This is a genomic window from Sneathiella glossodoripedis JCM 23214, from assembly GCF_000616095.1.
GTDB classification, from domain to species: domain Bacteria; phylum Pseudomonadota; class Alphaproteobacteria; order Sneathiellales; family Sneathiellaceae; genus Sneathiella; species Sneathiella glossodoripedis.
Map to the genome: position 1 here is coordinate 164,715 of NZ_BAMS01000002.1, position 22,507 is coordinate 187,221.

Sequence of the window (22,507 nt, forward strand, 5' to 3'; positions counted from 1 at the left end):
TTTTCCCAGTGGGTGACTTTAGGTGAAGGGCCTTAAAAAAAGGTAAAATCAGGATTGGATCGGGACAAAACAGCCCCTGTGGGAATTGGCCCAATTCTCATCAAAGCAATGCGGGTAAGGTGCCCGAAAATACAAAAAAACCCTCGGGAGCGAAGCTCAACCGAGGGTTTTTGTATCTGGCTCCCCGAGCAGGACTCGAACCTGCGACAAATTGATTAACAGTCAACTGCTCTACCAACTGAGCTATCGGGGATCAGTGGACCCGTTTTGATCGGGTTCGCGGCTTATAGCAAGGGAATGATTTCCTGCCAAGCCTGATTTTCATTTTTTTTAAAAAAATTCACTGGTCAGAAACGAAGTGATTGTTTTTCAAAGGGTTAGGGCAGGGAAGGCCCTGCCAGAACCGGACCCGGGCTTACGGGTCTCAGCGCAAATTTTCCAGCTTTCTATCTGTATTATACTGGCTAAGGGCATAGACGGCCCAGATTGCTGCTGGAATCCATCCGATCAGAGTGATCTGCAGGATCAGGCATAAAATCCCCTGAAAGGGTTTGCCAATGGTAAAAAACAGCAGGAATGGCAGCAAAATAGCAATAATCAGACGCATATGTAGTCTCCAAGGTTTTTATTTGCCACCCATGTTAGCCAACGGCTCAACCAGCGGCAACAAAATAGACTACTTGAGATATATTTGGAGAATTTCAAGGGGAGAGATGTGGTGGAGGCCTGGACCGGAATCGAACCGGTGTACACGGATTTGCAATCCGCTGCGTCACCACTCCGCCACCAGGCCTCAACATATGTGGTGTTTGCTTGAAAAGCTCATGGGTTTTAGGAGTTTCCGCTTTTTGTGTCAACAGAAGAGTTGCAGGCACTTGCGATAAATATCGGGTGCTTTGGGTGTTCTGGTGCGGCGCAGCTAAAATGCCACTGAAATTGCGGCTGATGGAGAAAAGCCGGTCTGCTTTGCGCTTCTTTCTTGCGTTTTGGGAAGGTCATTCAGTATAAACGCTCAAAACCGTTTGCGATTGACGGTTCTTACTGAGTTAGAAGGCAGGAAAACAGGAACTTCATAATGACTGAAAATTTTGCGCAAGCCCGCGAGTCCATGGTCCTCAGTCAACTTCGTCCGAACCGGGTCACCAGTGACCGGGTCGCGGATGCCATGGGGGAAATTCCGCGTGAGCAGTTCGTGCCAAAGGCGCTGCGGGGCGTTGCCTATCTGGATGAGGATCTTGAAATCGCCAAAAACAGGTATCTGATTGAACCGCGGGTTTTTGGTCTGATGATGCAGTCTGCTGATGTCAAATCAACTGATGTGGTTTTGGATATTGCCTGCGGGAGTGGCTACACATCTGCGGTTCTGGGTAAGCTGGCGCAGGCTGTGGTTGCGATCGATGATCAGGAAGACCTTGTTGAAAGCGCGAGTCAGACGCTGGCCGGACTTGAAGCGGATAATGTGGCTGTGATCAGCGGTGATCTGGAAGCGGGTAATGCCAAGCAGGGGCCGTATAATGTCATTCATATCAATGGTGCCATTGATCGGGTGCCACAGGTATTATTTGACCAGTTGGCAGAGGGCGGACGCCTTGTTTGTGTTATCGGGGTCAATCCCGGCGTGGCAAAGCTTTATGTCAAGAGTGACGGGGACATTATTGCGCGTAACCTGTTTGATGCGGAGGTTCCGCGTTTGGGCGCGATGCGTGAAGAGGTGAAATTCAGCCTGTAAAGTCTGCTAGACTATGATGTGGGTCACATTATGGTTACTATTGGACTGAAACGGGTTTTCACTGCTTCGAAGTGATGTCGCGTTTGTGGTACGAGTTTGTACAGTATCAACCATTGGATTTTATTCGGGCCGCGCTGCAGCTTGCGGACCTGAGTCGCCGGAAGGTGACGGTAATACGTAGAGGGCGTGCATTATGAAGAAAATCATTGTTTCCGTAGCATCGGTTCTGGCGATGGCTGTTCCGGGCCTGACGGCACAGGCAGAAACGCTTCAAGAAGCGCTGATCATGACCTATACGACAAACCCCACCATTCAGGCCCAGCGGGCGAGTGTTCGCGGTGTGGATGAAGGGGTCTCACAAGCACTTTCCGGTTGGCGTCCGACCGTGACGCTGGTCGGTGAAGCGGGCAGCGAATATAACAAAAGCTCAACCACGACGGCACCGGGTGGGGATCGGACCTATAACCCGTCATCCCTTGCGCTGTCTGTCTCTCAACCCCTGTACAAAGGCGGGCAAACCACGGCCAATACGCTGGCAGCGGAAGCCGATGTCAAGGCCGCGCGCGCAGGTCTCGTGTCCGTTGAGCAGAATATTTTCAAAGCCGCTGTTGCTGCATATATGAATGTGGTGCGCGATAAAGCGGTTGTGGAATTGAATGAAAATAACATTGGCGTTCTGGCGCGTCAGCTTGAGGCGGCACAGGACCGATTTGATGTGGGCGAAATTACCCGAACCGATGTGGCGCAGGCAGAAGCGCGCCTTGCCGGTGCACGCTCCGGACTGGTGCGGGCAATCGGAAATCTGAAGGTGAGTGAAGCCACCTATGAGAAAATTGTCGGGCAGAAACCGGGTGATGTGGAATATCCATCCTTTCCGACAGATTTCCCCGAAAGCATTGAAGCGGCGATCGAGCTTGGAATGAATAACAACCCTGATATTCGCGCCGCGAAATTCCAGGAAGAAAGCTCCAAACATACAATCCGCGCAACCTCAGGGCGTTTGCTGCCCTCCCTGTCTTTGGACGGATCGCTGAGCCACACAAATGATGTGTCTTCCGCGACCCAGTGGGGGGAGAAAGCCTCCATTTCAGCGACCCTGACGGTCCCGTTGTACCAGTCTGGCGCTGTATACAGCAGTGTTCGGCAGGCCCGCCAGTTGAACAACCAGCGGAAAATCGAAATTGAAAGTGCCGTTCGCGATGTGCGCGAAGCGGTAACGCAGGCTTGGGAACAGTTGGAGGCGGCCCGCGCTGATATTCAATCCACGGAAGAGCAGGTGCGTGCCAATACCATCGCCCTTGAAGGGGTGCAGCAGGAAGCGCAAGTGGGGTCGCGGACCACACTTGATGTTCTGGATGCGGAGCAGGAGTTGCTGAACAGTCAGGTGGATCTGGTATCCGCACGGCGAAATGTTTTTGTCGCCATGTATGACGTGCTGGCAGCGGTTGGTAATCTGAACGCTCAGGAAATGGGGCTGGATGTTGACTATTATGATCCACAAGTGAATTACAAACGGGTTCGCAACAAGTGGATTGGCACCGATGGTGGCCTGGAATAGACAGTTCACTGATTTTACACTCTAAAATTATGTACTTGACTGGTTTTTTCTGTCATTCTTCGCTAAGTTCAGAAGATTGTACGTCTATTTCCGGTGGTGATTTAAACGATGAGTGACGCAAAAAGCGAACAAGAACCGACTATGGAGGAGATTCTGGCCTCCATCCGTCGGATCATTTCAGAGGATGACGAGGGCGAAGAAAAAGCGGAGGAAGCCGATGAGGCTGCCGAAGAAGCTGCGCCTGAAGCTGAAGTAGCCGCCGAACCGGAGCCAGAAGCAGAGCCGGAACCAGAACCCGAACCGGAGCCTGAACCAGAACCCGAAGAAGAAGTTCTGGAACTGACCGAAGAAATTCCGGAAGAAGAAGACGCCATGGTTCTTGATGAAGCCATGGAAGTCGAGCCGGAACCAGAGCCTGAACCGGAGCCGGAGCCCGAACCCGAACCAGAGCCGGAACCAGAGCCCGAGCCGGAGCCGGAGCCGGAGCCGGAACCAGAGCCGGAAGAAATGGATTTTGAGCCGGTCCCCATGCCGGAGCCAGAGCCGGAGCCACGTGCTGCGGATCAGAAGCATCTGGATAGTTTGCTCGAAGAACCTGTTGTGCAGGCCGCCACCAGCTCTTTTGCCAGCTTGGCAGGAGCGGTTTCAGCGTCCAGAGGAATGCCGATGGGGAATTCTGCAGCGACCCTTGAAGAGTTGGTCAGGGATTTGCTGCGACCCATGTTGAAAGAATGGCTGGATGAGCATTTGGCCAGTATTGTCCAACGTATCGTGGAGCGCGAGGTGAGCAAGCTCGCAGATCGGGCTGACGACGACGATTGATCAGCGGATTTGTGAGCCGATTACACTTCCCGGGGCGCTTTGCGCCCCTCTTCACATTAAATTTAGTAACTTTATAAAAGAGGGATTCAGCAATGCTGGATAAATCTTATCGACCGCAGGAGGTCGAAGGAAAACTCTATTCCAAATGGATGGAGAGCGGGGCATTTGCCTGTGGGCGCAATGACAGCGAGGATGCGTTTACCATCGTCATTCCGCCGCCAAATGTAACCGGTAGCCTGCATATGGGCCATGCGCTCAATAATACATTGCAGGATATTCTGGTGCGATTTGAACGCATGCGCGGCAAGGATGTTCTGTGGCAGCCGGGCACCGATCATGCGGGGATTGCCACGCAGATGGTTGTGGAGCGACAGCTTGCCGAGCAGGGGATCACCCGGCACGATTTGGGACGCGACAAGTTCATTGAAAAAATCTGGGAGTGGAAGGAGAAATCCGGCGGCTCCATCGTCGGGCAGTTGCATCGTTTGGGCGCCTCCTGTGATTGGGAGCGCGAACGCTTTACCATGGATGAGGGGCTGTCAAAGGCTGTGCGCAAGGTTTTTGTGCAGCTTTATAAAGAGGGTCTGATCTATCGTGACAAACGGTTAGTGAACTGGGATCCGAAGTTCCACACCGCCATTTCCGATCTGGAAGTCGAACAGAAAGAAGTGAACAGCCATATGTGGCATTTCCGCTATCCCATCGAAGGGGAAGAGGGGAAATATATCGTGGTTGCCACAACCCGGCCAGAAACCATGCTTGGCGATACGGGTGTGGCGGTCCATCCCGAGGATGAGCGCTATCGCGATCTGATCGGCAAGAATGTCATCCTGCCGATTGTCGGGCGGAAAATTCCGATCGTTGCGGATGAATATGCGGACCCAGAGCAGGGATCAGGTGCCGTTAAAATCACACCAGCCCATGATTTCAATGACTTTGAGGTTGGCAAGCGTGCTGGCTTGATGTGATCAATATCATGGATATCAACGCGTGTCTGAATGATGAAGTGCCAGAGGACTATCGCGGTATGGACCGTTTTGAAGCGCGCAAGAAAATCGTCGACCATATTGAAAGCCTCGGCCTTCTGGAGAAAATCGAGGACCATACGCATATGGTGCCCTATGGGGATCGATCCGGTGTGGTGATCGAGCCATTTCTGACGGATCAGTGGTTTGCGGATGCAGCCACTCTGGCTCAGCCAGCCATTCGCGCCGTTGAAAGCGGGCGAACCAAGTTCGTACCGTCAAAATGGACCAATACCTATTATGACTGGATGCGCAATATCCAGCCCTGGTGTATTTCACGCCAGCTTTGGTGGGGGCATCGCATACCCGCGTGGTTTGGCCCCGATGGGATGATCTTCGTTGAAGAGAGCGAAGAGGAGGCATTGGCTGCGGCCAATGCCCATTACGGTGAAGAGGTTTCACTGACCCAGGATGAAGACGTTCTGGATACCTGGTTTTCATCCGCGCTTTGGCCGTTTTCCACATTGGGCTGGCCTGATAAAACACCGGAGCTTGAAAAACATTATCAGACAGATGTGTTGATCACTGCGTTTGATATCATTTTCTTCTGGGTCGCCCGGATGATGATGATGGGGCTGCATTTCATGGATGACGAGCCACCGTTCCATACCGTGTATATTCATGCGCTTGTGCGGGATGAGCATGGGGCGAAAATGTCCAAGTCCAAGGGGAATGTGGTTGATCCGCTTGATCTTGTCGACAAATACGGGGCCGACGCGCTTCGGTTTTTCCTCTCTGCCAGTGCGGCGCAGGGGCGGGATGTCCGCCTGTCGGAGCAACGCGTTGAGGGCTATCGCAATTTTACAACCAAGCTTTGGAATGCGGCGCGGTTCTGTGAAATGAATGAATGCCGTGTGCCTGACGGCTTTGACGCCTTTTCTGTAAAAGATCCGACGAACCGCTGGATCGTGGGTGAAGTTGCCAAATGCGAGGCGGCCGTGCGCGAAGCACTTGAAGGCAAGCGCGACGGGTATCGGTTTAACGATGCGTCAAACGCGATTTATTCTTTCACCTGGAACGTGTTCTGCGACTGGTATCTTGAGCTTGCGAAAATTCCGTTTCAGGGCGAAGATGAAAGCGCCAAAGCAGAGACTCGCGCGACAGCCGCATGGTTCTTGATCAGATTTTGAAAATCCTGCATCCGTTTATGCCATTTGTCACCGAAGAGTTGTGGCAATCTGTAGCAGCGACGCGAAGTAGCGATCTGATTGTTGCCAACTGGCCCGTTTATCCAGAAGAGGCGGTTGATGCAGACGCGGATGCTGAACTGGAATGGGTGCAAGCTGGTGACAGGAATTCGGGCCGTCAGGTCGGAAATGAATGTTCCGGCCGGCGCGAAAATCCCGCTGATCTTTAATGAGGCAAGCGATCTGCATAAAGGCCGGTTGGAGAGACATTGGGAAGTGATTTCCCGTCTTGCCCGGCTGGAGAGCAGGTCGGTTGATGCGGAGCTTCCCAAAGGCGCGTTGCAGTTTGTGCATGATGGTGCAACTGTCGCTCTTGCACTTGCCGGTGCCATGGATCTGGATGCTGAAAAAGCGCGTCTGGCCAAGGAAATTGGCAAGTTGGAAGGTTATATGACGGGCCTGAACAAAAAGCTGTCCAATGAAAAATTTGTCTCAAGCGCGCCTGAAGCCGTGGTGCAGGGCGAGCGCGACAAACTCAGCGAAGCCGAAATCAAACTTGCGAAATTGAAAGAAGCCGCAGCGCGACTGGCAGAGCTTTAAGGCCTGCAGTTTTTAGATGAAAAGGCCGGAGGCTCACTGAGAATAGAGTAAAATCCATGTAAGCCTACTACTGACTGAACACCCCTTGAACGCCAAGTTCTTGGGGTGTTTTCGTTTTTACAGGCTTTGTGGTCTTAGTGTAAAAACAAAACCGGTAAATCGGTGCGCGGGGCGGGAAGCGGACTTTCTATGCACAAGCAACACCAGCCTCGGCGAACCGCAAAGCAGACCTTAGCTACTGGTACTTGTTCATACTTCGGCAATAAAGATTGAGGATACTTAACCTCTCTATTTTTTGCGATTAGGGCGTTGCGTCAGCGCGGATCCAGCCGCCGATTTAGCAGCTTTTGATGCATTCGGATTACGTAGTGTTTTCGCTGCGGCGCTAGCGGCCTTCTTACTTGTGATTTCTTTGCTCCGTACTTGCGTCAGTGCCGATCCTGCGGCTGATTTTGCTGCTTTGCTAGCTTTAGGGTTCCGGAGGGTTTTGGCTGCAGACGACGCGGCCCGCTTTCCGGTGGTTTCTGATTTTGGTTTCTTAGCCATTGAAGTATTTCCTTCTGTTGGAGAGAGGAGGATAGCCCGGCAGACATGCCGGGCTGAAAGGATTAAGCGGTTTTCCGGTCGTCCAACAATTGCGCAATTTTTGTCTTCCAACCTTTCGTATGGACCAATCTGGCCAGATGAAGATTGGCATTGATGATTTCAGATTTCGTCAGCTTCGAAAATCGATCCCAATCGAGGCCAAAGACATAAATTGCGTTACCCTTGCGGATACTCTCAAGCACAACCAGTCCCCTATCTTTGAAGACGTAAGAGATGTAGTCCGAAAAGCCGCCTTTGCCAACGAATTGTTCGTCCGGATTGAAGGACAAAATAGTTTCTTGCCGATCAAAGATTACACTTTGTGTATTTTCAGACATACGTTTAAGCACTTCATCGAGATGCCCTTTGAGGCGCACCCAAGGGTACTTCCCAGGGGGAAGTAGTTGCCAATTCAAACGCTTCACTTTGATGTTCGAGAAGGAGCCAAGGTCAGCTTTGACCAGTTCGCATACTCCGAACAGTTCCAAAAGCAAATTGACCGAGTGTAACACATCGGGGTGCTGTTTATCGAGATTGCGAAGGGCCGGTGCCACAATAAGGATTTTATCGTCTTTTTCAATGTAAGTCAGTTCGACGCCGGGAACTGGTATGAGTGACCGTGGATAACACCTGCGGTAAATGTCGCGAAAATCCTCATGCTCTTCATACTGCCCACGCCCCGCCCATTGTTTCCAAGTCCACCGAACTGTACGAATGTAGCGCTTTTCCTTTGGCTGGTCGCGATGTATCTGCCATTTGCCATCAGTGTTGAAGCGGCTGATCGGCCCAACGACATTGGGAAGAATCGTATCCCCTGACGCGGGTTCGGTTGAGAACCCGATGCGGGGCAGCTTCTTCAGGCTTGCTTCGTCCAATTCGACGACCGGGTGGAATTCCGCACCGATCGGAATATTGCTGATATAGGCTGACAGGCTGCGGATGCGTTTTTTGCGAATAAACATGTTTTTTCCTTGTGCTTAGACGATTCTGGCTAATCCGCATGATCCACTTTTCTCTTGACCGGATGCGCTGAACGTCATATTAATATTGACGAAACCGTAGGATGCTTCGCCAAAGAAAAAGGCCCGAAGACCGCTTAAAAATTCCTACTATATCGTAGTAATAACACAAACGGAAACGTCATGTCAAATCTGTCTGAAGGCGAGGATGTATTCGGTGCACGGCTTAAAGCTGCGCGTGAGAAGCGCGACCTAAACCAAACTGAATTAGCCAAGGTGTCAGGGCTCCAACCCGCTGCCATTGGTCACTTTGAAGCTGGCCGGAGGAAACCATCATTCGCAAACATCCGCGCTTGGCAAAAGCCCTTGAGGTATCGTCGGACTACCTTCTCGGGCGCGCCAATAGCATGCAAGGTGCTACAACCGCTTTTCGGAACGAGGAAAACTTAAGTGCTTCTGATCGAGATGCTATACAAGCCATGATTGATACGCTAGCCAAACGTCGAAGGGATGAGCCGGGTGACTAAGTTTCGGCTAAAGATGGCACGTCAACGTGGTGAGCAGATCGCCAAAGAGTTTGGGTTTAGCAAGTTCCCTATCGACCCCTCGCTATCGCTAAACGCGAAGATATTGTCATCGAGGCCAAAGACCCGGAGATGGATGGTGTGAGCGGTTGCATCGTCATCCGTGGAAATGAAGTCGGGATCATCTATTCGACCAGAGTCCGAAGTAAAGGCTTCCAACGGTTCACAGTCGCGCATGAACTTGGGCATTATTTCTTAGACGGTCATCCTGAGGAGATTCAAAATTCTGACGGATTTCATGCGTCTCGCGCTGGTTTCACGCAAGGCAACTCGTCGATCGAACTGGAAGCCGATCACTTTGCGTCAGGTCTTCTGATGCCCACCCATTTGGCTAGAGACGTGCTGTTAGGTGAGAACGTAGGAATGTCGGGTATTACCGTCCTGTCACTTCATGCCGAAACTTCGCTAACGTCTGCGGCTATTCGAGCGACAGAATGTGATCCTTACCCGATGGCCGTGATTGTCAGTCAGGGTGCAAACGTTTGTTACGGATTTTTGTCTGAGAGTTTCAAAGCTCTTGGGGTGCGTAAATTCCTACGTAAAGGAGATCTGCTGCCTCTATCAGCGACTCGGGAGTTCAATGCTGACGATACAAACGTTCGAGCCGGAAAATCTGCTTGTGCAGAGACTGACTTGTCGTACTGGTTTCAGGGGCCATCAAGCGTTTCTCTTGATGAAGAAGTTGTAGGGCTCGGCAGCTATGGACTGACTCTGACGGTACTTTCAAGCGAGGAGTTGCCGGACGACCCATACGAAGAAGATGACGAGGACGAGAATCTGCGCGAGCGGTGGACACCAAAATTCGCGCACGGGAGATAGATAGTTGGTGAGCTTCCGCATTGGAGAGCTACACTGCAGTGGTCATTTTCTAAGAAAATGACTGTTCCGGGCCGCACCATCATAATGGTGCGTGCTTAAGGTTTGTCCCACAAAGGGATTGCAAACATCAACACGCGATTAGCGTGAAGGAAGTTCTCTAGTTGGCCTGCGAATGCAAAACGTGCTTTTTCGCCAAGCAGAAAGTTGTTTCTCAAGCGATTGATAACTAGCAACAATCCCAATAAAATGTCTTGTCTTTGCACGTTTACTCCAAGAAGTGCATGCTGATCGCTATTTGTTGGTGAATGGCAGCAAATGGTCGTTCTAAGTGAAATTTATTTTGGTGCCTAACGTTTGCTTTGTGCAATTAGCAGTCATTAGTTGAATTTGAAGAGAAGGATAATCCCGAACCTTCTTTGACAAGCCTTGATATTATTGCGAGAGTCAGCTTTTGTAACTATAGGACAAATGCCGATGCAAAGGAGTTTCACAAATATTCTGTGTGATAGCCCACACGTAACCGCCTCTTTTTATGAACAACTACTCGGAATGAAACGGCATGCAGATTTCGGATGGTTCATTATCCTTACACACGAGGACATCCCATCTTTAGAGTTCGGATTTCTGGATCGCTTTCATGAGACAGTACCTAACGAAGTCTCGGCCAAACCCACAGGTGTGATTGTTACGTTTGTCGTGGAGGACGTCGTTAAATGTTACGAGACAGCGCAAGAAATGCAGGCCGATATTATTCAACCGCCTACAGACATGTTTTATGGCCAGCGCAGGATGTTAATTCGCGACCCTGAAGGCACGGTAATCGACGTGAGTTCTTTGACACCTGAATAGGTAAGCAGAACGCTTTTCGCAAGTTATAACCTTCAGAGAAGGCAGTTAATGCTTTGGGACGGGAAATAGAGATTAGATTTTTCTGTGCTTGATCAGTATAACGCAATTTGCTAAAAAGAACAAAATAAGAACACTTAAGGCGGGGGTCACATGGAAATGCAGCCAGTTAAGAGCAAGAAATTTCGCGCCCTGCATGAGCGGGATGGGGTTTTCATTCTGCATAACCCGTGGGATGTGGGTTCTGCCAAGATGCTGACGGCGTTGGGGGCGGAGGCTTTGGCGACCACCAGTGCTGGTTATGCGTTCGCGAAGGGATTGACCAGTGCGGTTGGGTTAATTCCGCGAGAGGCGGCGATTGCCCATGCGCGGGAGATGGTCGAAGCAACGCATTTGCCGGTGAGCGCGGATCTGGAAAATGGCTATGGGCATCGCCCCGAAGATGTGGCCGAGACCATAGAGCTTGCAATTGAGGCAGGGCTTGCCGGTTGCACCATTGAAGATACAACCGGTGATCCCGATAATCCGATTTATGACCGGTCGCTGGCGATTGAGCGGATTGCCGCCGGAGTGGAGGCTGCAAAAAAGCTGGATGAGAATTTCATGCTGTGTGCACGCGCCGAGAATTATCTGTTTAACAGGCCCGATTTTGACGATACGCTCAAACGTCTTCTGGGGTATCAGGCGGTCGGGGCGGACGTGCTATATGCGCCGGGATTGCCTGACCTTGCTGCGATTTCAAAATTATGCGCGTCGGTTGAGGCCCCAGTGAATGTGGTGCGCGGGATCGGGCTTTCGGGTGTGAGCGCAAAAGAGCTTGCCATGGCAGGAGTGAAACGGATCAGCGCCGGATCCGCACTGGCGCGGGTTGCCTATGGTGCCATGCTGACGGCAGTGCGGCAGAGTTTCGAAGAGGGAGAGTTTGCGGCATTTGATGAAGCCGCCTCCTTTTCAGAGCTGGATCGCTTGATATCGGAGGGGGACCGTCTGAAGACATAGAAGCTGCCCGTATGGGGGCGCACCCTCCAACAGTTGAGTAGTGTTAGAGGGTGCGTTTTGAAAGGCCTGCTCAGGCGATAATCTGCCGCCGGCCCAGCAGGTTCAGGCACAGGCCGGTGCCCGTTGTGATCAGGCAATGATCGCGAGCTGCCAGTGTGTGAAGGGCAGGATACCACCGCCGGGCAGGGCCAGCAGCAGGCCGCCGATCAGCAATAATGCCCGAGAGGGCAGGCTGAACAGATGACCCGTTAGGGAGCCGACCCAGACCAGATAGCCCTGCAACGCTGCGGAGATGAGGAAGATCCCGATAACCGCGGTGGCGCAGACGACAATCACTTCAATGGCGCTGCCATTGCCCAGAAATGCCGGGTTAAAGACAAAGAAGAAGGGAATGAAGTAAATGATCGAGCCGATGCGCATGGCTTCAACACCGGTTTCCATCGGCTTGCAATTGGAAACCGAGGCCGCAGCAAAGGCCGCGAGAGCCACAGGCGGTGTGATAAAGCTGAGCATACCCCAATAGAGCAGGAACATATGCACTGACATGGGATCAAGGCCACTGGCAATCAGCGCCGGAGCGAGAATGATTGCAAGGAAAATATAGGCGGCCGTAACCGTCATGCCAATTCCCAGAACAAAACTGGTGGCCGCCCCCATGATCAGCAGGGCAAACTGGTTTTCACCTGCCAGATAGACAAGGTCATTGGTGAGCGTGCCGGTCATGCCCGTGACCTGCAGTGCGCCGACAATCAGGCCGACAGCAGCCAGCAGACCGGCCAGTTCCGCCAGCAGACCACCCGCAGCAAAGAGCAGTTCCTTGAAACGCTGCAGGCTAAGACGGTGCTTGGCGTTAAACTGATTGATCACCAAAAGCAGTATGGTCGCGTAATAAGGCGCATGGGACTCGCGTTTGAGGAAAATCAGCATCCAAACCAGAAAGACGAACACGGCAATGTAATACCAGCCTTCCTTGAACACCTGACGCAGGGTGATGAGCTGTTCTTTGGGCAGGCCGGAGAGTTTATTTTCCGCCGCATAGGCATCGATCTGAATGAACAGGCCCAGATAATAGAGCAGGGAGGGGATAGCCGCAGCCAGCGCCACGTCAATATACCGTACACCCAGAAAATCGGCCATGATGAAGGCGGTGGCCCCCATGATGGGCGGCATCATCACCCCGCCTGTTGAGGCGCAAGCCTCAATCGCGGCGGCGGTTTTGGGGCGAACGCCAATGCTTTTCATCGCCGGGATTGTAAGGGCGCCAGTGGTCAGCACATTTGTGACCGGGCCGCCGCTCATGGAGCCGAAAAGGCCGCTTGAGAATATGGCAACCTTGGCCGGACCGCCGCGAACATGCCCCATCAGGGCGAAGGCGAGATTGATGAAAAACTGTCCCGCGCCCGTATAGATCAGGCAACGCCGAAGAGCAGAAAGCCAAACACAAGCGAGGAGAAGGCTTTCATGGGAATCCCCAGCAGACTTTCTTCGGAGAACATGTGAAAGGCCCCGGTGAGCAGGAACGGCCTGCTGACGCCGGAAATGACATCAGGCATCATGCCCGCATAAACGGGATAGAGTGAGAGAACCCCGACAATGATAAAGACCGCAATTCCGCCCGCGCGCCGTCCGGCTTCAAGCACAATGGCCCACAGGAAGAGAGAGACATAGAGCCCGTGTTCGGGCGGATTGAACTCCCACGCTTCATCCAGAATATCCTCGGCGAAATAGACAAAATAGGCCGTCAGCACGAGGGTCAGGACAAAAAGCAGGGCATCATACCAGGGCACGCGGGTTTTGGGCGCGGATTTAACCGCAGGCATGATCAGGAACAGCATGGCGATCATGACACCCGCCAGCAGGTACATATAGCGGTTGGTCACCAGTACCATGCCGAAGGTCATTTTAAAGAAGCCTAGATTGAAAACCTGATTGACAGCCAGCAGGATTGTAAGGGTCGTCAGCGCGAGGCAGATTGCCATCCAGCGTGCTGGCAGGCGCCGATAGCGCAGGGTTTCAAGGTCTTCGATATCGTCAGTTTGGGTTTGCAGTGTATCTGTTTGGGACATGACAAGGGTCTCTCAAGCGGGATCTCAGAGGATGGGCCGGGCCCGCACAGCTATTTCAGAATGCAAGAGCGGCCAGAATGCGAGAGGGGCGGGGGATGAAGCTCATCCCCCGCCGGGCAGGATTTACCAGTTCTGGAAAACCGCAATCATGCCGGCTGCTTCCAGTGCGGATGCCCGCGCTTTGGCCCAGCCGTTTTTAAAGTCCTCATCATCTGAGGGAGCATCAGCGGTAAACTCTTTCCAGGCTTTTTGCAGAATTTCCTGACGTTTCAGGTTTTTCTGCTGATTGGCCTCGGCCGCATCGCTCCATTTTCCGGCTTCTTTGTAGTAGCGGACGGACCCTTCATGAAATGGCATAAAGGAAGATTCCAGTTTTTGCCGCTCCCACGCCCAGCCATTGGCGCCCGGTGCACTGTCTTTATAGTCATCAAAATGCACATACATGGCTTTAGTCATGTTGTAGGCGACGTCTTCGGACACGTCGGTGTTGCTGACAAGGATTGGATAGCCTGTACCAACGCCTTCATATCCGCCTTCGGGAACACCCGGACCCTGCAGGCATTTATGACGATAATACCAAGGCACAATGCTGTTCAGCCGATCCCAGGCTGCATCATCCGCATGGGGTGCCGGTGGGTGGTAAAGACCGCGCGGAGATGCGTCGATTTTCAGCATCGTGCTGGAGAAAGTTGCCCCGATCAAGGCATCCACATCCCCATTGATCAGCGCATCGATGGAGCGCCATAGCCACCAATTTCCACTTTTTCCACATCATCCCATGTCATGTCAGCATAGGACAGATAGGCCAGCATGGCCTGATTAAGTGAAGCGGTGCCACGGATCCAGGCCACTTTGCGACCTTTCAGATCAGCAACGGTCTTGATATTCGCATCCTTGGCTGTCACCAGTGAGGCTGCGCAGCCATCTGCCAGATTGTGCAGCAGAAGGCGAATGGGCTGTGGACCCCATTTATCGGTTCCAAAGACATAAACGCCTTCCTGCGCGTAAATGCTGTCAGAGCCGGTTGCAGAGAATTGTGCGACACCCGTTTTAAGAGGTGACAGACGTGAGACGTCATTCTTGCCTGGAATTACGCGCAGATTGACGCCATATTTGTTTTTCAGAACACTGCCAACACCGACCATCTGGTTATAGCCGCTGGTCCCGGTGTTATAAGCGGTCGAGACAAGCGTGCCGGGCAGATTGATATCGGCCGCGGATGCAACAGATGTCAGCCCTGCGATGGCGATGGATACAATGGTGGCGTGAAATAGACTGGTTTTCATTTTTGTTATTTCCTCCCATATGGGTTCGGCAATATTTTTGTTTATGGGCCGACCCGCGAGTTGAGGATCACATATTCTACTCTCCGGATCAATCCTGTAAATTGTATTATATTTCACGTTTCGGTCATCGAGGATCGATTGTAGCGCCGCTTGAAGCAAGCCGTGATCCGAATGCAGAGGATATTCGGGTCATAATTTACGTATTTTTGAGCCGAATAAGAAGTGTGCTGAGCTAAGCCGAGCAAGCTTCTCTGTAAAAACGGGACTGGTGTGACAAATCTCGCATGACGGGCGGGGGGTGATGGGGTAGAGTATTCTTTCAAGGAAAAACAAAGAAAACAAAACCGGAAAGGGGAGGCTGCGATGAAGGGTCGCTGGAGCTATGCCATTGACAAAGATAATATTAAATCGGGACTTGTGCTGGAGGGATTGAGCGAGGCCAAGCTGCAGGCGGGGGAGATTGAAGTTGCCATCAAACGCTTTGCGCTGACCGCCAATAATGTGACTTATGCAACCCTTGGAAAGTCGTTCGGGAGCTGGACCGATATGCCCGGATACTGGGCGTTTTTTCCGCATGAGGACAGCGCGGTGGGGCAACTGCCCATCTGGGGTTTTGCAGAAGTTGTTCGCTCCGCCCATGACGAGGTTGCCGTGGGTGAAGAGTTGTACGGCTTTTTTCCGATGGCCAGCCATCTGGTGATGAAGCCGAGCAGAATAAGCGCGGCATCCTTGCATGATGAAATGCCACATCGCTTGAAACTGGCGCCGGTATATAACCAGTATAATCGGGTGCGCTCCGAGGAAGATGTGAAAGCGTCCGAGAAAGATTTGTGGCCGGTTTTTCGCCCGTTGCTTGTAACCGGTTATATGATTTGCGATCAGTTCGATGAAGCCGGATTTTACGGTGCCGAACAGATTTTGATCTGCAGTGCATCAAGCAAGACGGCGATGATGACCGCCCGCTGTTTTGATCAGTTCGAAAATGTGCCGCGGCTCATCGGTGTGACGTCGCGCGGGAATTTGGATTATGTGAAAGAGACCGGATTATATGCGGATGTGATCGCCTATGAGGAAGTTACTGGTCTTGCCAAAGATAGCGCAACTGCGTTGATTGACATGGCCGGGAACGGAGATGTGATTAACGCCATTCATCGGCATTTTGAGGATAATCTGAAATTCAGTTGTCTTGTGGGAATTTCCCATTGGGACAAGAGCCGTCCGGCAAGAGATTTGCCCGGCGCCCCCATTGCACCTTTTTTTGCGCCCGGGCGGATCAAGCAGAGAAGTGAAGAATGGGGTGGTGGCGTTTTGCAGGCACGCCTTGGCGCCGCATGGGACAGTTTTATCGAGATGGCACCGTCGCTCACACAGATCAGGGTTATTGAAGGCGCAGCCGCAGCCGCGAAAGCCTATGAAGAGCTGGTCGCGGGGCAGGTAAATCCGGCAGAGTCGCTTATAATTCGGTTGTGATGACTTGATTTTAGGGTCATGATTATTTATGTAGTAATTATTGATATAAAATATTTCTGTAGAAATAATCATGACCTATAAACCGAGTGCAAATGAGAGGGCAGCCGATAAGGCGGCCGTTGTGACCAAGGCGGTATTGAGATCGGCCGATCGCCTTGGACTGACGGCAAAGACCCTCAGTCAGGTGCTGGGAGTGTCAGAGCCGACAATTTCCCGCATGAAAAAAGGTGCATTTATGGTGCAGGAAAGCAGCAAGGAGTTTGAACTTGCTGTGCTGCTGATCCGGGTTTTTCGCTCCCTTGATGCCATAGTTGGCGGCGATGGACGGGCCGCTAAAGACTGGATGAACAGTGAAAATACAGTGCTCGGGGACCAGCCTAAAAACCGCATTACCAGCATTTCAGGATTGATGGATGTCATTGCCTATCTGGACAGCAGACGCGCTGTCCTCTGAATATCGGCGGTATGAGGGGCGGCTTTGGCGACTGGTTGAAGCGCAACATCGAGTATCGACCTTAAAGCTGGTGGATGACCTGCAGGAGCAAGCGCTGCTGGAAGATATTATCGAACGGAGCAAGCCGATCCTGCCGCCTGATTGCCGGCATCTGGATTACCTGTTGGCGACGCCCTTTCGATATGGCTCCGTCTATCCCAAAGGATCGCGTTTTCGTCGGGCCGGGCGGACCGCTGGTGTGTTTTACGCGGCAGAGCAGGTTGAAACTGCCCTTTGTGAGCTGGTTTTCTACCGGTTTCTGTTTTACGCGGAGAGCCCAGAGGTTACACCACCTGAAAATGCGGCCGATTACACGGCTTTTTCTGTATCTGTGAAAAGCGAGAGACTTGTTGATTTGAGCCAGCCGCCACTGAGCCGGGATCAGGAGTTCTGGTGTGATCCGGTGCAGTATGAAGCCTGTCAGCAATTGGCTGAGGTGGCCCGCAGTGCGGATGCAGATGCCATTCGCTATCGGTCCGTTCGCGCCCGTGCCGGTGTTAATGTGGCGGTACTTAAAGGGGCAACTTTCGCACATCCAGCGCCGCTGGAGCGGCAAAGCTGGCAGGTGCGCATTGGCCCGCACAAAGCGCAGGCTGTATGTGATTTCCCGCCTGCCGCGCGTGAATTCACCCGATCCGACTTTCAGGACCCGAGGCTGGATGTATTGGCCTAAATAGTGTTGAGTTTCTTTTTAAGGATGTGAAATTCGGCGAGGCGGAGCAGGGCATTGATGCGGGGCATGGTATGTGTCATGTCCATAATGATCTGGTTGGCTTTTTGCTGCTCCCCCAGATAGGCCAGATGGGGCAGGATCCGCCCATAAAGGTTTTCGCGATTGAACCGGTTTTCAATGCGATCAACGAGTTTCAGGTAGCGGTTAATTCCTGCCAGATCAGCGTGATTGACCAGCATCAGTTTGGTCGTGTTTTTCAGGATCTGGTTATATTCGTCAGGTTTGGACGCATTCAGATTCTGCTCTGCAAAATCGAGAAGGGTTTTGTAGTCTTTGGGGGTATCTGGCGATTTGAAGAGGGATTTGAATATCAATTCGCGTGAGATTTTTCGGTAAATCGGTTTTTTATACAGGTGAAGTGTTTTTACTGATTCCTCAAAAAAACCAGCCTGCGCCATGTTTCCTGCCAGCGATATGGTGCCGCGCATCAGGTCGCTGTCCTGTCTGTCCTGTAGTTCTTTTGCCAGCAGAAGGGATTGTTGAAAATAACTGCTGTCCCCTGTGTATTTCCCCATTTCTGAGAGGGCGTAAATTGTTTCTACGTCATTGGGAATATCCTGCAGGAAGTCTTCCGCCTGCGGTAGGTGGCCATTGGATGCCAGTTTTGCAACAATTCCCGCATATTTGAGTTTGTTTCGCGATGCTGCTGGCATATGGCGCAGAACCAGTTGAATCTGGTCAAGCTCGCCTTTGCGGGCAAACAGGTTGAGAATATTGGAATAGGCAATTTCGCGCATCATCGGGTTATACAGGCCCTGTATCATTTTAAGAGCAGCATCCAGTGAGTCCAGCTTTACAAGAGCTATAGAGATGCCAGCGCGAATGGCATCCTTATCGGATAAAAAGACCGTATTTTCAGCCGCATCGAGCGCCCGCTCTTTATCGCCGGAAAGATACATGGACTGATAGATAAAGATATAGAGCCTTTGCCGGGAAGGCTTGGTTGCTGAGGTCATACGCCCTTCAATTTGTCTTGCATAGTGAAGCGCACTGTCGAAATTCTTTTTCTCGAGCGAGCGCAAGGCCAGAAGATAATTCACCCGGTTTCTATTATCAGGCTTTTTCAGAGTTTTGGCGAGGCGAGCGGAACCTTCCATATCCCCACCCAGAGCCAGAAAGAAGGCATAAAGGGTATCATAGTCTTCGTTACGGCCGAGAAGACTCGCGGGCAGGGGTAGATCAACATTTTCCCATCGCTGGGTGTCGACAAGGAATTTGACAATCCGGTCCTTATCGATTGCGCCAAAGTTGCTGTAGAAAATATTGCGCACGGATTCATTGTCGATGCTGTCAACGAGGGAAATGGCCGCGTCATCTTCGCCCATCAACACATGTGTGGTGGCAAAGCCCGTTTTGGCGATCATTTTTTCAAATTTGTTCGTTTGCAGATTTTGCGTTTTCGCCAGTGAGAGCAGGCATTGTGAGCTATTGCAATCGGCCAGATCTTCAGCTTTTAAAGCAGGAGAGACAGAAGGGGGATAAACTGTCTGCTTGACGGGAGAATAGGCGGCCCGTCCAAAAAAGGTTTGTGGGGTGACACAGCCTGAGAGCAGCGTGACCATAATGCCAAGAATGATAAAGCGGTAAACTGCCATGGCCCCGTTTGATCCCATTTGTTTAACTCGGTTGTTTTTGACAGGGTAGGGAATTCAGCGCGTGGTTGTCCAGTTCAATTTTTTGAGCGGGCAGGCGTGCCCGCCCCAAAATCAGACAGAAGCGTTTGCTGCCATGAGTTGCGCCGCCGCGACTTTCGCATCTGCAGCCGGAGCTTCAGTATGGGCAAGATGCGCGGTTACAATCGCCCCTTCTTTGAGCAGGAGGAGTTGGCGCGCCACAAGGGCCGGATTTGCAAGCTGGGCATCGGTTGCGAGCCGGGTGATATGCGTTTCCAGAATTCGTTTATGTTCAGCGGACTGCTTGTGTATTGGATGGTCCCTGTCCTGAAATTCAGAAGACGCTTTGATGAACATGCAGCCCTTATAGCCATCTTCGGAAAACCATTCGCCAAGCGCATCAAACATGGCCAGAAGTTGTCCCGCTGGCGTATCGGCGAGTTCCTCCATCCGGCGGAAAAGCCAGTTTCTGAACTGTTCATCCCGAAGGCGCAGCACAGCCAGGATCAAATCTTCCTTGGTGCGAAAATGCTTGTACATGGAGGTTTTGGAGATGCCGGTTTCTTTGACAAGCATGTCCATTCCCGTTGCTGTAAAGCCGTTCTGGTAAAAAGCTTTCAGAGCTTTTTGGACCAGTTCGTCGCGTTTAGTCGGTCTCATCTCGATTCTCTTTGATAACTGATCGGTAAACTTAATATGTGATTTTTCAGAGTGAAGGTCAAGTTGATTGCGAGAAATTACTCAAGCAATTTCATCAAGATAGCGCGTATTTGAAATTTTTTTGATAAAAGCATTGACATGGTGTACCGATCTGTACATATATTGAAGTGTACCGATCAGTAAAGTTTTGTTCCGGCGCATGTGGCGCCTAATGCTTGGAGAAGAGCTATGAAAAAGCTGATGAAATTTACCCTGTCAAAACAGCTATGGGCGCGATTGTATTCGCATGCGGGAACGACAGCGCTTGTTCTGATCGTGCTGGCAAGCGGTGTGCGAGTTGATGCAAGTGAATTTTCAGATACCGGTTATGTATCACTTCATCCCACCGCACTTTATGAGTGGACTTCTGTCAGTCGTTGAGTTGCGTATTTGTATTTTAGGTGGTGCGCCCCCATCACCTAATTCAGGTGCCGCGCTTTTGTATTCCCGGATTGCGGCACTATGCCGGTCATCTGGCTCCCCTAGCAGATGGCCGGCGCCTCCCTTTTTGTTTCATCTTTTATTTCAGGATACCCCCAATCATGAAATTCAGTATTTTCCAGTTTTGTGACCTGTTCCTTTTGCAAGGAGGGCAGTTATGAGCCGTCCACCCCTTCCACCATTTGATCGCGACAGTGCATTAGAGAAAGTTCGGGCCGCAGAAGATGGCTGGAACAGTCGCAACCCCGCCAAAGTAGCGCAGGCCTATACGCCAGATAGTCTGTGGCGCAACCGGTCGCAGTTTTTAACGGGGCGCGCACAGATAGAAGCGTTTCTGACCAGTAAGTGGCAGTGCGAGCAAAATTATCGATTGATCAAGGAGCTTTGGGCGTTTGAGGGAAACCGGATCGCGGTTCGCTTTGCTTATGAATGGCATGCGGAAAATGGACAATGGTTCCGATCCTACGGCAATGAAAACTGGGAATTTGCAGCAAACGGATTAATGCAGCGACGCATTGCCAGTATTAATGATCTTGCCATTGATGAGACCGAGCGAAAATTCTTCTGGCCTCAAGGACGACGGCCGGATACGCATCCTGAGCTGTCAGAGTTAGGGCTGTAGCCGTTTGCCGTGAAAACAGGACGGGTTTATCTGAGTAAATGTTGAGCAGGCTCACACTTTTGTATGAAAATGGGGAGGATTGATTGATTTCAATCAATTTCCGAAGTAGGTTTCATTTGTAACAGTCCCCATTTGGTTATTTTCATGCAAGAAACTCGACAATCGGCGATGCCGCGAATGATGATTTTCGCGCTGATCCTGATCAGTATGTGTGGTCCGACAGGAATGAATATTATCCTGCCGTCCATCTCATCCTATCAGGTTGCCTTTGAAACAGATTATGCTACCGCGCAGCTTACGCTGACCTTTTATCTGGCCGCGGTGGCGATCGCACAGCTGATTTATGGCCCGTTGTCGGACCGGTTTGGTCGTTTGCCCATTATCTATTTTGGATTGAGCGGATTTGTCGTGGGCAGTGTTTTATGTCTGTTGGCGCAATCCGTTGAGATGTTACTGGTTGGACGTATCGTGCAAGCCTTTGGTGGCTGCGCAGGAATGGTTATGGGACGGGCCATGGTGCGCGATAAATACAGCGCTGAACAGGCGACTTCGGTTATCGCTTATATGACCATGGCGATTGTTCTGGCGCCGACACTGGGCCCGGCATTGGGCGGTGTGCTGGAAGATTTCTACGGTTGGCGCAGCAGTTATGTTTTTGTTGTGGTCATGGGCACGCTGGTGCTGCTGGTGGTCAGCCGATCCTTGCAGGAAACCCTGCCGGTAAACCGGCGTCAGACGACACATTTCAAAGGGATGATCAAATCATTCGGATATCTTTTAGGAAACGCAAAATTTAACGCCTATGCCTTTATGGTTGCGTTCAGTACGTCTGCGTATTTTGCTTTTCTGGGTGGGTCATCTTATGTGCTGATCGATCTGATGGGGGCGACGGCGAGTGAGCTTGGTCTCTATTTCGTGGAAGTATCAGCCTTTTATATTTTAGGAAATTATTTGACAGCCCGCCTCAGCACCCGATTTGGGGTAAACCGGTTAATTGCGCTTGGAACGGTGCTGTGCCTTTCAGGTGCGAGCATGATGGTTTTCTATGGCTATACAGCGGAACACACTCATTTCACATTTATTGCCATGATGTCGGTGATTGCTTTTGGCAACGGATTTTGCGTCTCTTCAGGGATGGCGTCAGCCATTGGAGCGGATCCTGCACGTGTTGGGGCAGCGTCCGGGCTTGCCGGATTTATGCAAATCGGCTTTGGCTCGCTTGCAACTTTGATCGTGGGCAGTCTGTTTACAGTCTTTCCTGATACATCCATGCCGCTTTTGCTAACTGTGTTTGGGTGTTGTGCAATTTCGCTATTTTCATTTGCGTTTGGACAGTGGTGGGCCCACCGCGGAGACCGCGTTCTCGCCTGATCGGTATCTTTGTGCTTTACCTATATTCGATTTTTCGGATACTGGAGAAAAGACAAATGA

22 protein-coding genes, 2 tRNA genes and 1 pseudogene are annotated in these 22,507 nt (G+C 51.5%); 14 read left to right on the forward strand and 11 right to left on the reverse strand.

The window, feature by feature from the left end; all coding sequences use genetic code 11:
* Window positions 1–177: 177 nt before the first annotated feature.
* From JCM23214_RS08810 to JCM23214_RS08820, 3 genes are all read right to left on the reverse strand, one after another.
* A tRNA-Asn gene (locus tag JCM23214_RS08810) sits at window positions 178–253 on the reverse strand.
* A gap of 171 nt (window positions 254–424) precedes the next feature.
* Window positions 425–607: a YqaE/Pmp3 family membrane protein gene (locus JCM23214_RS08815; RefSeq protein WP_025898633.1), complete on the reverse strand. Its 183-nt coding sequence runs from the start codon at window positions 605–607 to the stop codon at window positions 425–427.
* A gap of 112 nt (window positions 608–719) precedes the next feature.
* Window positions 720–793, reverse strand: a tRNA-Cys gene (locus tag JCM23214_RS08820).
* A gap of 282 nt (window positions 794–1,075) precedes the next feature.
* Here JCM23214_RS08820 and JCM23214_RS08825 point away from each other — a divergent pair.
* The 4 genes and pseudogenes from JCM23214_RS08825 (at window position 1,076) to JCM23214_RS25375 (ending at window position 6,861) form a co-directional block, all read left to right on the forward strand.
* On the forward strand, window positions 1,076–1,729 hold the full coding sequence (locus JCM23214_RS08825; protein ID WP_025898634.1) for a protein-L-isoaspartate O-methyltransferase family protein: 654 nt from the start codon (window positions 1,076–1,078) through the stop codon (window positions 1,727–1,729).
* A 193-nt stretch (window positions 1,730–1,922) separates the two neighbouring features.
* Window positions 1,923–3,287 (forward strand): TolC family outer membrane protein, encoded by a 1,365-nt coding sequence (locus tag JCM23214_RS08830; RefSeq protein WP_051548103.1) that lies wholly within the window; start codon window positions 1,923–1,925, stop codon window positions 3,285–3,287.
* A 108-nt stretch (window positions 3,288–3,395) separates the two neighbouring features.
* The gene (locus JCM23214_RS08835) at window positions 3,396–4,109 is read left to right on the forward strand and encodes a DUF2497 domain-containing protein (protein ID WP_051548104.1); all 714 of its coding nucleotides are present in this window, start codon (window positions 3,396–3,398) and stop codon (window positions 4,107–4,109) included.
* 92 nt (window positions 4,110–4,201) lie between these two features.
* Window positions 4,202–6,861 (forward strand): annotated as a pseudogene (locus JCM23214_RS25375) (valine--tRNA ligase).
* 288 nt (window positions 6,862–7,149) lie between these two features.
* On the opposite strand, the gene JCM23214_RS08845 reads toward JCM23214_RS25375, so the two are convergent.
* Together JCM23214_RS08845 and JCM23214_RS08850 are read right to left on the reverse strand one after the other, a co-directional pair.
* Complete coding sequence (locus JCM23214_RS08845) at window positions 7,150–7,407, reverse strand: hypothetical protein (protein ID WP_025898637.1); 258 nt, start codon at window positions 7,405–7,407, stop codon at window positions 7,150–7,152.
* Window positions 7,408–7,469: 62 nt separating this feature from the next.
* Complete coding sequence (locus JCM23214_RS08850; RefSeq protein ID WP_025898638.1) at window positions 7,470–8,408, reverse strand: hypothetical protein; 939 nt, start codon at window positions 8,406–8,408, stop codon at window positions 7,470–7,472.
* A gap of 180 nt (window positions 8,409–8,588) precedes the next feature.
* Here JCM23214_RS08850 and JCM23214_RS26605 point away from each other — a divergent pair, with 180 nt between their 5' ends.
* The 4 genes from JCM23214_RS26605 to JCM23214_RS08870 all read left to right on the forward strand — a co-directional run bounded on the left by JCM23214_RS26605 (window position 8,589) and on the right by JCM23214_RS08870 (window position 11,653).
* A complete protein-coding gene (locus JCM23214_RS26605) occupies window positions 8,589–8,855 on the forward strand; it encodes a helix-turn-helix domain-containing protein (RefSeq protein ID WP_051548105.1) in 267 nt (88 codons plus the stop codon).
* 215 nt (window positions 8,856–9,070) lie between these two features.
* A complete protein-coding gene (locus tag JCM23214_RS19895; RefSeq protein WP_199899453.1) occupies window positions 9,071–9,808 on the forward strand; it encodes an ImmA/IrrE family metallo-endopeptidase in 738 nt (245 codons plus the stop codon).
* A 474-nt stretch (window positions 9,809–10,282) separates the two neighbouring features.
* On the forward strand, window positions 10,283–10,657 hold the full coding sequence (locus JCM23214_RS08865) for a VOC family protein (protein WP_025898639.1): 375 nt from the start codon (window positions 10,283–10,285) through the stop codon (window positions 10,655–10,657).
* 156 nt (window positions 10,658–10,813) lie between these two features.
* Window positions 10,814–11,653, forward strand: coding sequence for an isocitrate lyase/PEP mutase family protein (locus JCM23214_RS08870; RefSeq protein ID WP_148301871.1), 840 nt, complete (start codon window positions 10,814–10,816; stop codon window positions 11,651–11,653).
* A gap of 129 nt (window positions 11,654–11,782) precedes the next feature.
* Here the strand turns inward: JCM23214_RS08870 and JCM23214_RS19900 are convergent, their stop codons facing one another.
* The 4 genes from JCM23214_RS19900 to JCM23214_RS22355 form a co-directional block, all read right to left on the reverse strand.
* Window positions 11,783–13,015 carry a TRAP transporter permease gene (locus JCM23214_RS19900; protein WP_234397687.1) on the reverse strand — a complete coding sequence of 411 codons (1,233 nt, stop codon included), beginning with the start codon at window positions 13,013–13,015 and terminating at the stop codon, window positions 11,783–11,785.
* Window positions 13,016–13,062: 47 nt separating this feature from the next.
* Window positions 13,063–13,719: a hypothetical protein gene (locus JCM23214_RS23320; RefSeq protein WP_148301816.1), complete on the reverse strand. Its 657-nt coding sequence runs from the start codon at window positions 13,717–13,719 to the stop codon at window positions 13,063–13,065.
* A 123-nt stretch (window positions 13,720–13,842) separates the two neighbouring features.
* Window positions 13,843–14,430 carry a TAXI family TRAP transporter solute-binding subunit gene (locus JCM23214_RS22350; protein WP_051548106.1) on the reverse strand — a complete coding sequence of 196 codons (588 nt, stop codon included), beginning with the start codon at window positions 14,428–14,430 and terminating at the stop codon, window positions 13,843–13,845.
* Between the two features lie 11 nt (window positions 14,431–14,441).
* Entirely contained in the window at window positions 14,442–15,005 is a 564-nt protein-coding gene (locus JCM23214_RS22355) for a TAXI family TRAP transporter solute-binding subunit (RefSeq protein ID WP_148301817.1), read from the reverse strand.
* Between the two features lie 363 nt (window positions 15,006–15,368).
* On the opposite strand from JCM23214_RS22355, the gene JCM23214_RS08885 reads away from it, so the two are divergent.
* The 3 genes from JCM23214_RS08885 (at window position 15,369) to JCM23214_RS08895 (ending at window position 17,641) form a co-directional block, all read left to right on the forward strand.
* Complete coding sequence (locus tag JCM23214_RS08885) at window positions 15,369–16,475, forward strand: DUF2855 family protein (protein WP_025898641.1); 1,107 nt, start codon at window positions 15,369–15,371, stop codon at window positions 16,473–16,475.
* Window positions 16,476–16,545: 70 nt separating this feature from the next.
* On the forward strand, window positions 16,546–16,929 hold the full coding sequence (locus tag JCM23214_RS08890) for an MbcA/ParS/Xre antitoxin family protein (protein WP_025898642.1): 384 nt from the start codon (window positions 16,546–16,548) through the stop codon (window positions 16,927–16,929).
* The gene (locus JCM23214_RS08895) at window positions 16,889–17,641 is read left to right on the forward strand and encodes an RES family NAD+ phosphorylase (RefSeq protein ID WP_037493199.1); all 753 of its coding nucleotides are present in this window, start codon (window positions 16,889–16,891) and stop codon (window positions 17,639–17,641) included. The genes JCM23214_RS08890 and JCM23214_RS08895 overlap by 41 nt, the downstream gene beginning before the upstream one ends.
* Here JCM23214_RS08895 and JCM23214_RS08900 read toward each other — a convergent pair.
* A complete protein-coding gene (locus tag JCM23214_RS08900) occupies window positions 17,638–19,314 on the reverse strand; it encodes a tetratricopeptide repeat protein (RefSeq protein WP_025898644.1) in 1,677 nt (558 codons plus the stop codon). The genes JCM23214_RS08895 and JCM23214_RS08900 overlap by 4 nt on opposite strands.
* A 93-nt stretch (window positions 19,315–19,407) precedes the next feature.
* A complete protein-coding gene (locus JCM23214_RS08905) occupies window positions 19,408–19,974 on the reverse strand; it encodes a TetR family transcriptional regulator (protein ID WP_025898645.1) in 567 nt (188 codons plus the stop codon).
* 228 nt (window positions 19,975–20,202) lie between these two features.
* Between JCM23214_RS08905 and JCM23214_RS08910 the strand changes: the two genes are divergently transcribed.
* From JCM23214_RS08910 to JCM23214_RS08925, 3 genes are all read left to right on the forward strand, one after another.
* The gene (locus JCM23214_RS08910) at window positions 20,203–20,394 is read left to right on the forward strand and encodes a hypothetical protein (protein WP_025898646.1); all 192 of its coding nucleotides are present in this window, start codon (window positions 20,203–20,205) and stop codon (window positions 20,392–20,394) included.
* Window positions 20,395–20,611: 217 nt separating this feature from the next.
* Entirely contained in the window at window positions 20,612–21,076 is a 465-nt protein-coding gene (locus tag JCM23214_RS08920) for a nuclear transport factor 2 family protein (protein ID WP_025898647.1), read from the forward strand.
* Between the two features lie 144 nt (window positions 21,077–21,220).
* Window positions 21,221–22,447: a multidrug effflux MFS transporter gene (locus tag JCM23214_RS08925; RefSeq protein ID WP_148301818.1), complete on the forward strand. Its 1,227-nt coding sequence runs from the start codon at window positions 21,221–21,223 to the stop codon at window positions 22,445–22,447.
* Window positions 22,448–22,507: the final 60 nt, after the last annotated feature.